The following is a 1,624-nucleotide window of genomic DNA, read 5'->3' on the forward strand; positions in this document are numbered from 1 at the left end:
AACATTGACCTACACTTACCAAGTAGCCGATACTTGTGGAAACTTATTGGAAGATGAAACCATCACATACTCAGGAAGCGATCAAACTGCTCCAACAGGAACAGCCCCACAAGGACAAGTTGATGTTGATGCATGTGTGAGTGCAGCAGAAACAGCAGTGCCGTTTGATGCAGCAGCAGTAGCGACAAACTACACAGACAACTGTGCAGGAGCTGTAACGGTAACATTAACTAATACAGAACTAACAGGAAATGACTGTGCTTGGACATTGACCTACACTTACCAAGTAGCTGATACTTGTGGTAACTTATTGGAAGGCGAGACCATTACCCATACCGGAAGCAATCAAGCACCTATTGTTTTCGATACTTTACCACCGACAGAAACGTTATTGGTTTCTTCTTGTGAACCCTTACCTACGGCAGCGATAATTACAGCTTCCAAAGGTTGTGGCGATGTGGAGGTTTATGTAGATGAATTACGCATAGACGGAAGTTGTTTTGGAAACTATACTATTGAAAGACGCTGGGTTGCTATTGATGAATGTGGTAACCAAACCGTTTCTGATGTACAACTTATTGAAGTTACAGATGAAGAAGGTCCAACTTGGAATGAAGCAGTTCTTCCACAAAACATGACCTTACAGGCTTGTGCGCCCGACTTTGAAATACCTGCAGCAGCAGTGTTAACAGCTACAGACTGTACTTATGATATAGACAACGATGCAGACGGAAACTTTAGATTAGACGGAAGTTTGCTTCTACAAATTCAAGAAGCTTCAAACGGATATAGTACTTTAAACGGAGATCCTTTTGGTGTAGTAGGGACGTATTTGGTAAATGATTATCTATATACTTATGCCCCAGGAACTCAATCTCCTGCGATACCTAACCCTTTACCAGAGTTTGATGGTATCACCTTTACTATAACAACTGTTGATGTGTCAGAAAATGGTGCTCCAAGTTACGTTGCCCCCTCAACTTTTGGTGCAGGATTTAGATTTCAAAATGCAAGAATAGAAATTACATTCTCTAATGATGTGTTTTTTACTGTAAATGGTAATACACAAGTTGCTTTAAGAGCACAATCTTATATTGAATATTCAGGAGATGGAAATATTTTAGTTCCATACCCTAATGTTGGTTCTCATAATGATCCTAATTTAATCTCATCGACTTCTGGACCATATTATCTTTATAATCCAAATATTTTTAATCCATCACAACCAAATCTAAATAGAGTTTCTGATGCTAGAACAATTTATGGAGGTGTTGGAACGAGTGTTAATGTAGAACACAGACATCCTTTTGTAACAGGAACAGGTTATACGCAAATTTTTGAACTTCAATTATTCCCGCAGCAAGATTTAGTAACTTTTGAAGAAGAAATTGTAGCCGGAAGTTGTGCCAATAATTATGAAGTTATAAGAACTTGGACAGCAGTGGATGAATGTGGCAACGAAACCACGCACGTTCAGACCATCACGGTAGAAGATGCCACAGCGCCAGTCTTCAACGAGACCTTGCCGACAGACATCACTGTTTCCTGTGAATCAGTACCTGCAGGAGTAGTACTTACCGCGACGGACAATTGTGGCACCGCAACAGTTTCCTTTACCGAAACT

At 40.2% G+C, this 1,624-nt stretch carries 1 protein-coding gene; it reads left to right on the forward strand.

Annotation, left to right across the window (positions count from 1 at the left end; all coding sequences use genetic code 11):
- A partial coding sequence (locus MM236_RS17240) for a hypothetical protein (protein WP_241276239.1) occupies positions 1-1,624 on the forward strand: 1,624 nt, incomplete at both ends.

It is taken from the genome of Belliella calami, from assembly GCF_022549695.1.
Lineage (GTDB): Bacteria > Bacteroidota > Bacteroidia > Cytophagales > Cyclobacteriaceae > Belliella > Belliella calami.